Raw genomic sequence first — 13,758 nt, 5'->3', positions numbered from 1 at the left:
ACGGAACATGTCGCCATTTTTGAGCTTCGGTTAGGTCAAACCCGTTCCCGGAGAAAATAGATGGCCAAGAAGACGTCCAAGACCTCGCCCTCGGACAACGCGACGATCCATGATCAGAAACCGCACCGAGGTGCGGGCGGTGAGCTTCATCAATTTGCCGAAGACGGCATGCCGGTGCTGACCACAGCACAAGGCGGCCCCGTCTCCGACGACCAGAATACGCTTCGTCTGGGCGCCCGCGGCCCCGCCCTCATCGAGGATTTTCATTTCCGCGAGAAGATCTTTCATTTCGACCATGAGCGTATCCCGGAGCGGGTCGTGCATGCACGCGGTTACGGCGCCCACGGCTACTTCGAAACGTATGAATCCCTGGCCGCCTATACGCGAGCCGATCTTTTCCAGCGGCCCGGCGAGAGGACGCCGGCCTTCGTCCGGTTTTCAACCGTGGCCGGCAGCAAGGGTTCGTTCGATCTGGCGCGCGATGTGCGCGGTTTCGCGGTGAAGCTCTATACCCAGCAGGGGAATTGGGATCTGGTTGGCAATAATATCCCTGTCTTCTTCATACAGGACGCGATCAAATTTCCCGACGTCGTCCATTCCGTAAAGCCGGAACCCGACAGGCAATTCCCGCAGGCACAGTCGGCGCATGACAATTTCTGGGACTTCATCACCCTCACCCCGGAAAGCATGCACATGATCATGTGGGTGATGTCGGACCGCGCCATCCCACGCTCCTTCCGTTTCATGGAGGGGTTTGGCGTTCATACCTTCCGCCTCGTCAACGCGGCAGATGAATCGACCTTCGTCAAATTCCACTGGAAACCGAAGCTCGGCCTGCAGTCCGTCGCCTGGAACGAGGCGGTCAAGATCAATGGTGCGGATCCGGATTTCCATCGCCGCGACCTCTGGCAGTCGATCCAGTCGGGGAATTTCCCGGAATGGGAACTCTGCGTCCAGCTTTTCGATCAGGACTTCGCCGATAGCTTCGATTTCGATATCCTCGACCCGACCAAGATCATTCCCGAGGAAATCCTTCCGGTCAAACCGATCGGCCGGCTCGTGCTTGACCGCATGCCGGAAAACTTTTTCGCAGAGACCGAGCAGGTCGCCTTCATGACGCAGAATGTTCCGCCCGGCATCGATTTCAGCAACGATCCACTGCTGCAGGGGCGGAATTTCTCCTATCTCGACACGCAGCTGAAACGTCTGGGCGGTCCGAATTTCACGCATCTGCCGATCAACGCTCCCAAATGTCCCTTCCACAACTTCCAGCAGGATGGCCATATGGCGATGCGCAATCCGGTCGGGCGCGCCAATTACCAGCCGAACTCGTGGAATCAGGGGCCGCGGGAATCGCCGGTTCAGGGCTATCGTCACTTTCCTGCCGAGGAACAGGGCCAAAAGGTCCGGCTGCGGCCGGAAAGCTTTGCCGATCACTACAGCCAAGCCCGCCAGTTCTACATCAGCCAGACTCCGCCGGAGCAACGCCACATCGCCGCAGCGCTGACCTTCGAACTGAGCAAGGTTGAAACCCCGGTCATTCGCGAGCGCATGGTTTCGCATCTGATGAACATTGACGAGACGCTGGCCAGCAAGGTCGGTCACGCACTCGGCTTCCAATCGATGCCGAAGCCCGCCGATGCCGCCACGCCGACACGCCAGGACCTCGAGCCGTCGCCGGCGCTCAGCATCGTCGAGCGCGGCCCGAAACGCTTCGAAGGCCGCAAGCTCGGGATCCTTGTCAGCGACGGCACAGATGTCGCCATCTTCAAGGCGCTGCTTGCCGAGATCACCGAGCAGAAGGCGACATTCGAAGTGATCGCGCCAAAGGTCGGCGGCGTGACGCTCTCCGACGGCAACTGGATCGAGGCGCATCAGATGATCGACGGCGGACCTTCGGTTCTCTACGACGCCGTCGCCCTCCTCCCTTCGTCCGAAGGAACCAGCGATCTGCTGAAGGAGGCAACGGCCGATGATTTCGTGTCGGATGCCTTCGTGCACTGCAAGTTCATCGGCTATGTGAAAACCGCGCTGCCGCTCATGCAGAAGGCCGGAATCGCCGATTCACTGGATGAGGGTGTGATTGCCCTTGGAGGGCCTGGGGATGTCGCAGCCTTTGTCAAGGCGCTCGGCAAACTGCGTGTCTGGGGCCGGGAACCATCGGTCAAACTGAATTGATCGTCCGGACGCCATGAAAATGGCCCGTCATCGCCTAAAACCCGCGGACGCGGGTTTTAGGCTGTTCACAGCGCGCATTTTTTATCGAGTGAGGGTGATGGAAACGGCTTCGATCCGCTCCATCTTCAATGTTGTGCGCTGTGGAGGCCGTATGCGCTGGCGTTTTCGACAGATCTCCGACTTGGCCGTCTTGTGGGCAGGGCATCGCGCCGTACCTGCGACCCTCATCATATTGGCAGTCTTGTGGGCGGTGGTCGGTCTGCACTTTTCTTTCCCCCGGCAATGGTTTCTGCTGACCAACATGGTGGGGACACTCATCGTCTTTTTCATTTTGCTGCTGGTGCAGCACGCCCAAAATCGGGACATGATGGCGCTCCAGACCAAGCTCGACGAATTGATCCGATCAAGCAAGGCTGGAAATCATTGGATCGCAGCCGAGAAGAACGAGGCCGAGGCCATTGAGGAAATGCGTCGGCAACATCACGACCAGATCAGAGAGACGATGAACTGAGGCGCGTCGAAGCGATATGCGTCAGCTGGATGCTGCCTCCGTGGCAGATTTCTCATCCGCTTTCTCCCCGACGCATTCGGCTTGCGCGGCAAGCGTCTTGCTCATTTCTCTCAGTTCACCCTCCTCCAGCTTCTCGATGCCGACGAATTTGTTGGCGGCCTGGCTCGTCAGGATGAGTTCGTCAAGCTTGGCCTGGACCGCTTTGCCGTCGCGGTTCTGGCTGTTCTGCAATACAAATACCATCAGGAAGGTAATGATGGTCGTGGTTGTATTGATCACCAGCTGCCAGGTTTCAGAATAGCCAAAAAAAGGGCCGGATATCGCCCAAGCGAGCACGAGCGTCAGAGCCGCGACAAAGGTGAACGGCTTTCCCGAGAAATCGGCGACGGCCGTTGCAAAGGAAGAGAAGAAGTTGGGTTTGTTCGACATCTGAAAAGCCTCGCTGGATTGCAGCATCAATGCTGTCAATCGACAACATCAACGTCACATCCGGATTGAAGTTCCTTGCCTGCCGAGCGGCCCGCGCACCTGGAAATCCGGCCGACTCGAATAATATTGTGCAGCGCAGCAACTTTCCGCCGCCCGATGCGTTTAGCCAGGCATCACCGCCATCCCGGCAGCTGATTGGCGGAGACTATCATGAGATCTATGTCAGACACCCTCGCACGCCTTGCTGCGTTGCGAGGAACGCTTCGCCCCCGCCCCACGCAGGAAAATCCCAATCTCCTCGCCTTGGACGCATTCGGCGCAAATCCGGGCGCCTTGGGCGGTTACATCTACCTGCCATCGAAGCGGGGGAAAAACACGGCCCTGGTGGTCATTCTGCACGGCTGCACCCAGACTGCCGCCGGCTATGATATCGGGTCGGGGTGGTCTAGGTTGGCCGAGGATTATGGTTTTGCGCTGCTGTTTCCCGAGCAGCGAAGGGCAAACAATCCAAACCTCTGCTTCAACTGGTTTAACCCGGAAGATATCCGCCGGGATCACGGCGAGGTCTTTTCCATTCGCCAGATGATCGCAAAGGTCGTAGCGGAATACGGTATGGACAGCAGGCGCGTTTTCGTGACCGGGCTTTCGGCCGGCGGCGCCATGGCCGCCGCCATGCTTGCCACCTACCCGGAGGTTTTTGCCGGCGGCGCGATCATTGCAGGCCTGCCCTATGCCAGTGCTGCGACCATTCCCGAGGCCTTCGACCGAATGCGCGGTCACGGCGGCCCGACCGCCGGAGAACTTCAGCTGCGGTTGAGAAACGCTTCAGGCCACAAAGGCCCCTGGCCGACATTGTCCCTGTGGCAGGGAAGCGCAGACAGAACCGTCGTGCCATCCAACGCGAATGCGATCGTCGAGCAATGGAGAAATATCCACGGCATCGACGCATCGCCGTCGCGCGTCGACGATATCGGACGACATCAGCGAAGGATCTGGACAGATGCCCATGGGACCGAGGTGATCGAGCTCCATACGATTGCGGGTATGGATCACGGCACGCCGCTCGATGTCGGCACCGGCTACGGGGCAAGCGGCCCCTTCATGCTTGACGTCGGAATTTCCTCGACTGTCGAAATTGCCAGGTCCTGGGGGCTCGTTCCCTCGTTTGAAAAGCGCAGCAACGCAAAACCCTCTGCTGCGCAAGCGGAAAACGCCGCGGTTCCATTCACCACTGGCAGCGACCGCGGCGGCATTCAGAAGGTCATCGAAGATGCCCTCCGCTCCGCCGGGCTACTGCGGTAATCGTCGAAGATCGCCGCTATCGGTTCTGAGACTTGGGCAGCGGGCCGTTTTGATGGCTGAGGACGAGTTCGATCTGGACATCCTGCTGGAACTGCAGCACGCGCTCGCCGACATCACTCTCCGGCATCCCGGCTGCCAGAAGCTGATCGGCAATCCTGCGGCATTCGGCCCTCCAGAATTCTATCGCCTCGGCGCCGTGCCGCCGGCCGAGCTCACGGGCGCAGCGCTCGATATTGGCAGTGCCGGTTCCGGAGGGAAACGCAATAACCCTGCCTTCACGAGGGGCGACGGGGCGGCCGGTCATTTCAGTAGCCATCGAACACGGGTTCCTTTGATCCTGTTCGTTGTCTACGGGACTATGGTTAATGCTTTCTATTCGTCGTACCCGTTCTTTCCACGAATCAGAATTTGCAACCGAAGTCGTCACGGCGTGTCGCCTTCGACCTTGACGCCGGCATGCCGATGCACCGACAGTTCCGCAGCACGATCGACACTCCAGGCAGAGACACCGATGACGATATCAGCTCCCCGCGATTTCCTGAAAAGCCTGTTCGACGCGGCGGTTCGCGCCGCCGACCCGCTGACCGGCATCAAGGCGAACCTGCCTGACAGGCCGAAGGGACGAACCGTGGTGATCGGCGCCGGCAAGGGTGCGGCGCAGATGGCACGAGCGCTCGAAAGCGTCTGGGGCGGGCCGCTCGAGGGTCTGGTGGTCACACGCTACGGCTATGGCTGCGAAACGCGCGACATCGAGATCATCGAGGCCGCCCATCCTGTTCCCGATGCGGCAGGACTTGCCGCGGCAAAACGACTGATGGAGACGGTGCACGGACTGACGGAAGACGATCTGGTGATCGCGCTGATCTGCGGCGGCGGCTCGGCGCTGCTGCCTGCGCCGCCGGAGGGTTTGACCCTCGAAGACGAGATTGCACTTAACGAAATGCTGCTTGCCTCCGGCGCGCCGATCTCGGCAATGAATGTGGTGCGCAAACATCTCTCCACCATCAAGGGCGGAAGACTTGCTGCAGCAACCAGAGCAAAGGTCGTCAGCCTTGTTGTCTCCGACATTCCCGGCGACAACCCCGCCCATGTCGCCTCCGGGCCGACTGTGCCTGATGGTTCGACGCGGCACCAGGCGCTGGAGATCGCCCGCCAATACGGGCTCAAGCTGCCGCAAGCGGCACTCGACCATCTGAATTCGCCGAAGGCCGATGCACCACGACCGGACGATCCCGTATTTCTACATCACTCGCACCACGTCATCGCCTCGGCCGGCGTATCGCTGGAGGCTGCCGCTGCCCTGGCAAAATCGCAAGGGATCGAGCCCGCCATCCTCTCGGATGCGATCGAAGGAGAATCGCGCGACGTGGCGCTGGTACATGCGGCAATCGCCCGCGAGGTGTTGGGCCGAAACAGACCGTTTCCCAAACCGGTCGTCATCCTTTCCGGCGGCGAGACGACCGTGACGCTGCGCGCCAAGGGCGGCAAGGGCGGGCGCAACGGTGAATTCGCGCTTGCCATGGCGCTTGCAATCGACGGACAGGAGAGCATTCATGTCCTGGCCGCCGACACCGACGGCATCGACGGCTCCGAAGACAATGCCGGCGCCTTTGCCGATGGCGGCACGGTGAGGCGCCTGCGCGCCACCGGCCTCGATCCGCGCCGACTGCTCGACGGCAATGACAGCTATTCGGGTTTTGCGAGCGTCGGCGACCTCTTCGAAACCGGGCCGACCGGAACCAACGTCAACGATTTCAGGGCGATCCTGATCCGTTAGTATCCAGTGACGGACCAGCTCTTGATCCGCCCCTGTCCGACCAGCCATCCCACCGCCTCCTGCACCGCCTGCAGAGAAGTGTATCTCGGGGCATACCCAAGCAGGCGCCGGGCTTTGGCGATCGAGCAATTCGGGCTGCGGGCGATATGCTCCCATGTGGCCTCCGCATCCTCGGTCGTCTGCCCCTCGGCCCAGGCGTCGAAGGGCGCGAAGGTCAGCTTCGGCTCATGCCCGAACCACCGGTGCATAGCTTCCGCATAGCCGCGCAACGTCAGCGCTTGCTCGGAAACTGCATGGAAACTTTCGCCGATCGAGGCACTCCAGTTGGCGATCGCGCCCATGAACATCGCTGCCACATCATCGGCATGGACGTGATGAACGGTTTCCAGGCCGAAATTGGGCAATGCCAGGGCTTCGCCACGGGCAAGGGTCGAAAAGACCTGCAGATTGAAATTGCCGGCAGGATTGAGCGGCGCCCATCCCGGGCCGACGATGTGGCCGGGATGGATGACGGTCGCCGGAAATCCGCGCAGCCTTGCCTGCTGCAGCAGATAGGTTTCGATTGCGGCCTTCTGTGTGCCATAGTCACCGAAAGGAGACTTCGGCGCTTCCTCCCGTGTCGGCACGGCACTGGGGTAACCATGCGTCCAGATCGTACCTGTATGCAGGAAGTGGCCGACATGCCCGGACAGGGCCATCACCAGTTGCTCGGCACTTTCCAACGTGAAGCAGATCATGTCGATGACGATATCGGCTTTCACTGCCCGCACGGCCGGGCCGAAGTCGCCGGACCGCTCCATTTCGGCCCGATCCATCTGGCGCTGATCGACGAAAGCCCAGGCGCGGTTTGCCGTATAAGGCTGTGCCACGCCGCGGCTGATGGTGACGACGTCGTGGCCCGCCTCCACCAGGCGGGGAACGAGGTAGGTGCCGACATGGCCCGTTGCGCCGATGACCAAAACCCGCATTGCCGTTCCTCCCTTTGGCATGATCCGCACCGACTATGCTGCGCCGGGCTGCGATCCTGCAAGCAGACTTTTCGCCAGGAACGGGCAAGCCGGCCGGCTATGGATTTTTGAAAACAAGGCAGGTGCCGCCGTGCTTCCGGATCTGGTTGCAGAGGTTATTGGCTTCCATACGCGTCGGCCGGCCGATGCGGGCAGCATATCGCGGGCGAAAGCCAAAGCTGCGATCGCGCTGACGCAGGATCAGCGGCTGCTCGGCATTCAGGGGCGCAGGCAGATCCTGCACGGCATCGAGAAACAGGCGCCGGGCCATTGCGACATCCGCATTCGCCGCAAGCTGAACGCCCCAGGGGGCCCAGTTGCCCTCCGGCCGCCAGGGCGCGTCCTTCAACGTCCGCCGTTCGGCAAGCGCCACGCAGCCATCGAGAAAGGACTTGTCCTTGTCGAGCGGGGCTGCCGCACTTTCCGGCGGATTATCCTTCCATTCCTCGACCGTATGGGCGGTGATCGCCAACACATAGCCCCGCGTCTCGTAAGGTAACCTGCCTGACTTAAGATAAGAGGCAAGGCCGTTTTCGCCGGCATTATAGGCGGCGGCGGCGAGACCGAGATTGCCGAAACGATTGCGCAATTCATCGAGATATTGCGCCGATTTCCTGAGTGCTTCCAACACCTGATAGCTGTCTTCAAGGCCGCGCAGTTTCGCCGTTCCGGGCATGAACTGCGCAATCCCCTGCGCTCCCTTGAAGCTGACGGCATCGGGGCGAAAGGTGCTCTCGCGCCAGATGAGGCGGGCGAAATAATCCGGCGGCAGTTGATTGGCGCTGGCGAAATGCTCGATCGCGACGCAGAGATCGCGATTGAAACTGTCCTTGCGGATGCAGAGCGTCTCATCCGGTCCCGACGCCGACGGCCCAGAATAAAGGCAGACAGGCTCGTCGGCACTCTCCTCCGATTGGGCCTTCGGCGTGCCTATCGCGCAAAACAGAAAACAGAGCGAAAGCAGGGCCTTCGCCGGGCTTCTCCCCATGTCGGACTGACGCTTTCGCCCTATCATCGGATCTCGGCAGGTTCGACTTCCATCGCGACGCTGGATTTCTAGATACCATCAATCAAGGCGCGACGCTTCCCTATTTGGCGCGGACGGTCTGAGGTTTCCAATTTTCGTCTTTCATGCGAAAAAGCGCTCGCAGCCGACGGCGATCGATTAGGCGTCTGGGCCACCAGAGTGGAGACTAATATGCGTGTGACTAAGATCGCTATGGGCGTAATACTGCTGGGCACCATTCACGCCGCATCAGCTTTTGCAACAAACGCCGAACACGCCACGGCAGCGGGTCCTCTAGCGAATCATGACGATGCGGTCATCAATACGTTTCAGGTGATGTGCACGCTTGAGCCCGAAAACTTTGAACATATCAGCGCGACAGCGCAGGCGATGTCCATGCGGAAGTCAACGGACAGGACGGAAAAGCAGACTGCAGACATCACGCGTCATCTCCAAGTCTTTGAGGGAACTCTCACCACTGGTCACTTCAGCTTACTTCTCGAGAAGATCAGCGGACCCGCTATCAACGCCACAAACTGCGGAGTGGCATCAAATACGCCGGACAAACGCGCATTTTTTGATGACATCGTCAGAACACTCCACCTGAGCAAGAACATCTCCAAACGAACAAGCTTAAATGGAAATTCCGTGACAACGTGGGACGATGTTTACGGCCCTCACACATTTCTCGATTTCACCGATGTCAGGGGAAGCAATGGCGTTCTGGTCCAGTTGTTGGATGCGCCAGCGAAACCTGAATAGCCCTGATCACAAAAAAGCCGCCGGGCCAATGGCCACGGCGGCTTCGGGAACGGGCTGGAAAGCCGCTGTCAGGCCGACGGCTGCTTCGTCTTCCTGAGATAGGGCAGCACCGTATCGAAGGAGCCGAAACGCGTGATCGCGTCCTCGTTGGACACCGCCGCGGTGATGATGACGTCCTCGCCCTGGTTCCAGTTCGCCGGCGTCGCCACCTGGTGTTTTGCCGTCAACTGGATGGAATCGATGGCGCGCAGGATCTCGTTGAAATTCCGGCCCGTCGTCATCGGATAGGTCAGGACCAGCTTGATCTTCTTGTCGGGCCCGATGATGAAGACCGAACGCACCGTCGCATTGTCGGCGGGCGTGCGGCCCTCGGAGCTCTCGCCGGCGCCGGCCGGCAGCATGTCGTAGAGCTTGGCGACCTTGAGGTCCTTGTCGCCGATCAGCGGATAATCGACATCGAAGCCTGTAGCGGTCTTGATGTCGCCCTTCCACTTGGCATGGCTTTCCACAGGATCGACGGAAATGCCGATGATCTTGACGCCGCGCTTGGAAAATTCTCCGGCGAGGCCGGCCATGGCGCCGAGCTCGGTGGTGCAGACGGGCGTGAAATTCTTCGGATGCGAGAACAGAACGGCCCAGCCGTTGCCGATCCAGTCATGGAAGCTGATCGGTCCCTGCGTGGTCTCGGCAGTAAAATCGGGGGCAATATCGTTGATACGCAAGCTCATGGTCGGCCCTCCAAGCCTTGTGTTAAATGTCGTTCATCTCAAATCGAGGGTATGGAACCCGTCCGCCGGAAGCGGTCGCGAGATTAGAATGATCAGGATCGCGCCCGCCCACAGTAACAGCCTCCCATCCCAGGATTTTAACTAGGTTATATATCACGATAACCGAAGGCATGCTCTTTCGATTTCCGGCCCGTCGCTGCATTATTTTTCCCGCGGGCGTGCAATGAACACCGATGGTTTTGCATCGGTCTCGTTGAAAGCAGGAGAACCACCGCCTCGCCTCAAGCAGTCTCACCCCGGAAAGATGACAGTATCGACGCCGACCTTTGATGGGCTTAGAATGCCTCCAGCCAAACTGCGCCCGAAAGCGGCAGTTTGATCAATTTTTGTGCATGTCTCTTTGTGCACACTTTTCAGGCGGACGCGCTTGCCAAAATTGCTGCAGCGCGTCATTATTATAGCAATGACGCATCTCGATCTGACGATTCTGGTCATCGACGAAAATGCCATACGCGCCTCGATCATCGAAGAAGGGCTGCGTGAGGCAGGGCATGCGCGCGTCACCGTGGTGCATGAGGTCAACGGTATCGCGCGGACGATCGAAACGCTGATGCCCGATGTGATCATCATCGATATCGAAAACCCCAACCGCGACATGATGGAGCATCTGTTCCAGCTGACGCGCACGGTCAGCCGGCCGATCGCCATGTTCGTCGATCGCTCCGACACGGCATCGATCGAGGCCGCCGTCGATGCCGGCGTTTCGGCCTATATCGTCGACGGATTGAAGAAGGAACGCGTCAAACCGATCCTCGACATGGCCGTCAGCCGCTTCAACGCCTTCAGCCGGCTGAGGCGGGAGCTTGCCGATGCCCGCTCCGCGCTTGAGGAACGGAAGCTCATCGAGCGCGCCAAGGGCATACTCATGAAGATGCGCGGACTGTCCGAGGAAGAGGCCTTCGCCCTGTTGCGCCAGACGGCGATGAACGAAAAAAAGAAGATGTCGGAAATCGCCCAGAGCGTTGTCACCGCCGCGGGACTTTTGATGTGAAGGCGGGCCTCCTCAATTTCCGGAGGAAACCGGAGTGGATATGATGACGAACACCGCCAGTTCCCGGGACAGGCTGCCCTTGCCCGTGCATATCAACAACGAAGGGCCGAAAGTGCTGCGAGCCGGCTTCATTCCGCTCGTCGACGCATCGGTGCTGATCGCAGCGGCCGAATTCGGCTTCGCGCAGAAGGAAGGCCTGACGCTCGATCTCGTCAAGGACGTCTCCTGGGCGAATGTGCGCGACCGCCTGGCATTCCGCCAGTTCGATATCGCCCACATGTTGTCGCCGATGCCGGTCGCTTCCATGCTCGGTCTCGGCTCCAATCCTTCGCCGACGATCACGCCATTTTCGCTGGGGCGCGGGGGCAATGCGATCACGCTATCGACGCGGCTCTTCGAACGGATGCGGGATGAGGCCGGATTGCCGGAGACGGCAAGCGCGCTGGATAACGCCCATGCCCTTTCAAAAACAATCGCGGCGATGAAGGCGCGCGGCGAGCCGCTGCCGACCTTCGGGGTCACCTATCCCTTCTCCTCGCATAATTACGAATTCCGCTACTGGCTGGCGGCCGGCGGCATCGATCCCGACCAAGACGTCAAGCTCGTCGTCGTGCCGCCGCCGATGACGTCGGACGCACTGGCGGCCGGGGCGATCGACGGTTTTTGCGTCGGCGCGCCGTGGAACATGGTCGCTTCGGAGCGTGGCCTCGGCCGGATCGTCGCCGCCAAACAGGATATCTGGCCGTCGGCCCCGGAAAAGGTGATCGGCATGCGGCCGGATTGGGCCGAAAGCCACCCAGAAACCGTTTCCCGGCTGATCGTGGCGCTCGACGCGGCAGCCCGCTGGTGCGACCTGCCTGACAATCACGATGCGCTGGCCGCCGCTCTCGCCGATCCCCGCTACATCGCCGCCCCTGTCGACATCATTCGCCGCGTGCTTGCCGGCGAATTCAGCCTCGATGGCAGCGGCAACCGGCGCATCATCGCCGATTATTTCAAGTTTCATTCCGGCTTCGCCAACTACCCCAGACCAAGCCATGCGCTGTGGATCTACAGCCAGATGATCCGCTGGGGACAGGCTGAGGCCAGCCTCAACAAGGCGCGGGCCGCTGCCTGCGCCTACCGGCCGGATCTTTATCGTACGGCGCTCGGTGACACCAGCGCACCCGAGGATGCCGATATCCGCATCGAGGGCAGTGACGAGGGCGACCGCTTCATGGATGGCCATGTCTTCGATCCGACGCGGCTGCCGGAGTATATTGCAGGCTTCGCCGTCAGAAGCGCCCTGCCCTTTGCTTCCGGCGACGACGCCTGATCATGCCGGCCTGCCCAAAACGCCAGCAGCGATCCGCGTTCACCTCACGAAATCAGCACAAAATATTTGCACGTTTTTTGGCAGGTCGAAAAACAAGCAGGCTGTGGATTTCTAAAAATACACTTCATATTCAACACCTTAAATAAATACCGCCGAACTGGCACGCAGCTTGCAAGGCTATTAACGCACCGATCAACGGCGATCAGCGCAGAACGAGCGCGCGATAGGCGCTCGCAGAAGACAGAGACATCACGCTTCGGATCGAAGACGCAGGTCTCAGTGACATGAATTCGGCGTCCAACGGCGGGCGCCCCCAGCAAAGCCGCTGATCAGGATATCTCGCGCACCTCGTGCGTGCGCAGCCTGAACAGCGGCTTTTCGTTTTTAACCCCCAGCGATGGATCGGCGCGACCTTTGTCGGGCCACGGAGAAGCCATGTCTGTCATCGAGAAAGTGCCGCCCATGTCTGCCGGCGAACCAGCCAAAGCACTGTGGATCTCCACGGTCGCCTTCACCCTCTGTTTCGCCGTCTGGACGATCTTTGCGATCATCGGTGTCCGCATCAAGCAGGAGCTCAACCTGAACGAGGCCGAGTTCGGACTGCTTGTGGGCACCCCGGTTCTGACCGGTTCGCTCGTACGCATCGTGCTCGGCATCTGGACGGGTCGTTATGGCGGCCGTCTCGTTTACACGCTGACGATGCTTGCTGCCGCAGTGGCGACCTTTCTGCTCTCCTACGCCCATACCTATACGCAGATGCTGATCGCCGGCCTCGGCGTCGGGCTTGCCGGCGGCTCCTTTGCGGTCGGCGTCGCCTATGTCTCACCGTTCTTCCCGGCGGAAAAGCAGGGAACGGCGCTTGGCATTTTCGGCGCCGGCAATGTCGGCGCGGCCGTGACCAAATTCGCCGCCCCCTTCGTCCTGCTCGCCTGGGGCTGGCAGGCGGTCGCGGAGATCTGGGCCGTCTGTCTGGCGCTGATGGCCATCGTCTTCTGGTTCACCACGACAGATGATCCGGCCTTCCGCCTTCGCCGCGAGCGCGGCACTGCCTCCAAAAGTCTGGCCCAGGAATTCGCGCCGCTGCAGAACGTCCAGGTCTGGCGCTTCTCGCTCTATTATTTCTTCGCCTTCGGCGGCTTCGTCGCCCTGTCTCTGTGGCTGCCGCGCTATCTGGTCGGCGTCTATGGCTTCAACCTGGAAACTGCCGGCATGGTCGCCGCCGCCTACTCTATCCCGGGCAGCATCTTCCGGGCCTTCGGCGGCGTTCTGTCGGACAAGAAGGGCGCGCGCAGCGTGATGTATACGATGTTTACGGTCTCGGCCGTGGCCACCCTCGTTCTGTCGCTGCCGGCCGCCACCATCACGCCCGTCATCTTCATCGTCGTCATCTTCGTGCTCGGCTTCTTCATGAGCCTCGGCAAGGCCGCCGTCTACAAGCACATTCCGGCCTATTACCCCGAAAGCGTCGGCGCCGTCGGCGGCATCGTCGGGATGATGGGCGGTCTCGGCGGCTTCATCCTGCCGATCGCCTTCGGCCTTCTCAAGGACATGACCGGCCTTTGGTCCAGCTGCTTCCTGCTGCTTTTCGCGATCGTCGCGATCTCGCTCGTCTGGATGCACCTGTCCGTCAAGCAACTGTCGCGCCAGGGCCACTCGACGCCCGTGGCTGCAACCTGATCCAAGGACCTTCAA

At 60.4% G+C, this 13,758-nt stretch carries 13 protein-coding genes; 8 read left to right on the top strand and 5 right to left on the bottom strand.

Translation table 11 applies throughout. The annotated features are described in order from the left end of the window. Positions 1-60 precede the first annotated feature (60 nt). Positions 61-2,178, top strand: coding sequence for a catalase (gene katE / locus CO666_RS20635; RefSeq protein WP_097614061.1), 2,118 nt, complete (start codon positions 61-63; stop codon positions 2,176-2,178). A 151-nt stretch (positions 2,179-2,329) separates the two neighbouring features. Then, complete coding sequence (locus CO666_RS20630) at positions 2,330-2,689, top strand: low affinity iron permease family protein (RefSeq protein WP_097614060.1); 360 nt, start codon at positions 2,330-2,332, stop codon at positions 2,687-2,689. Between the two features lie 21 nt (positions 2,690-2,710). Here CO666_RS20630 and CO666_RS20625 read toward each other — a convergent pair whose 3' ends face one another. Beyond that, on the bottom strand, positions 2,711-3,118 hold the full coding sequence (locus CO666_RS20625; RefSeq protein ID WP_097614090.1) for a low affinity iron permease family protein: 408 nt from the start codon (positions 3,116-3,118) through the stop codon (positions 2,711-2,713). 210 nt (positions 3,119-3,328) lie between these two features. Here CO666_RS20625 and CO666_RS20620 point away from each other — a divergent pair, with 210 nt between their 5' ends. Beyond that, positions 3,329-4,420 carry an extracellular catalytic domain type 1 short-chain-length polyhydroxyalkanoate depolymerase gene (locus CO666_RS20620; RefSeq protein ID WP_097614059.1) on the top strand — a complete coding sequence of 364 codons (1,092 nt, stop codon included), beginning with the start codon at positions 3,329-3,331 and terminating at the stop codon, positions 4,418-4,420. Between the two features lie 16 nt (positions 4,421-4,436). On the opposite strand, the gene CO666_RS20615 is transcribed toward CO666_RS20620, so the two are convergent. Continuing rightward, the gene (locus tag CO666_RS20615) at positions 4,437-4,736 is read right to left on the bottom strand and encodes a DUF6074 family protein (RefSeq protein ID WP_097614058.1); all 300 of its coding nucleotides are present in this window, start codon (positions 4,734-4,736) and stop codon (positions 4,437-4,439) included. Between the two features lie 195 nt (positions 4,737-4,931). On the opposite strand from CO666_RS20615, the gene CO666_RS20610 reads away from it, so the two are divergent. Continuing rightward, positions 4,932-6,197, top strand: a complete 1,266-nt coding sequence (locus tag CO666_RS20610; RefSeq protein ID WP_097614057.1) for a glycerate kinase type-2 family protein — start codon at positions 4,932-4,934, stop codon at positions 6,195-6,197. Here the strand turns inward: CO666_RS20610 and CO666_RS20605 are convergent. Together CO666_RS20605 and CO666_RS20600 are read right to left on the bottom strand one after the other, a co-directional pair. Then, positions 6,194-7,165 carry an NAD-dependent epimerase/dehydratase family protein gene (locus tag CO666_RS20605; RefSeq protein ID WP_097614056.1) on the bottom strand — a complete coding sequence of 324 codons (972 nt, stop codon included), beginning with the start codon at positions 7,163-7,165 and terminating at the stop codon, positions 6,194-6,196. The genes CO666_RS20610 and CO666_RS20605 overlap by 4 nt on opposite strands. Positions 7,166-7,262: 97 nt before the next feature. Then, positions 7,263-8,219: a lytic transglycosylase domain-containing protein gene (locus CO666_RS20600; RefSeq protein ID WP_097614055.1), complete on the bottom strand. Its 957-nt coding sequence runs from the start codon at positions 8,217-8,219 to the stop codon at positions 7,263-7,265. A 183-nt stretch (positions 8,220-8,402) separates the two neighbouring features. On the opposite strand from CO666_RS20600, the gene CO666_RS20595 reads away from it, so the two are divergent. Beyond that, complete coding sequence (locus tag CO666_RS20595; RefSeq protein WP_097614054.1) at positions 8,403-8,972, top strand: hypothetical protein; 570 nt, start codon at positions 8,403-8,405, stop codon at positions 8,970-8,972. A gap of 68 nt (positions 8,973-9,040) precedes the next feature. Here CO666_RS20595 and CO666_RS20590 read toward each other — a convergent pair whose 3' ends face one another. Beyond that, complete coding sequence (locus CO666_RS20590) at positions 9,041-9,700, bottom strand: peroxiredoxin (RefSeq protein WP_097614053.1); 660 nt, start codon at positions 9,698-9,700, stop codon at positions 9,041-9,043. Positions 9,701-10,163: 463 nt separating this feature from the next. Here CO666_RS20590 and CO666_RS20580 point away from each other — a divergent pair, with 463 nt between their 5' ends. The 3 genes from CO666_RS20580 to CO666_RS20570 all read left to right on the top strand — a co-directional run bounded on the left by CO666_RS20580 (position 10,164) and on the right by CO666_RS20570 (position 13,743). Beyond that, complete coding sequence (locus CO666_RS20580) at positions 10,164-10,751, top strand: ANTAR domain-containing response regulator (protein WP_064838202.1); 588 nt, start codon at positions 10,164-10,166, stop codon at positions 10,749-10,751. A gap of 34 nt (positions 10,752-10,785) precedes the next feature. Further along, positions 10,786-12,066: a CmpA/NrtA family ABC transporter substrate-binding protein gene (locus tag CO666_RS20575; RefSeq protein ID WP_097614051.1), complete on the top strand. Its 1,281-nt coding sequence runs from the start codon at positions 10,786-10,788 to the stop codon at positions 12,064-12,066. 435 nt (positions 12,067-12,501) lie between these two features. After that, positions 12,502-13,743: an MFS transporter gene (locus tag CO666_RS20570; RefSeq protein WP_097614050.1), complete on the top strand. Its 1,242-nt coding sequence runs from the start codon at positions 12,502-12,504 to the stop codon at positions 13,741-13,743. Positions 13,744-13,758 lie beyond the last annotated feature (15 nt).

Origin of the sequence: Rhizobium chutanense (assembly GCF_002531935.1) — a bacterium.
GTDB lineage: Bacteria > Pseudomonadota > Alphaproteobacteria > Rhizobiales > Rhizobiaceae > Rhizobium > Rhizobium chutanense.
The sequence above is the reverse complement of the archived record's forward strand: the minus strand, read 5'-3'. Positions and strand labels throughout refer to the sequence as shown.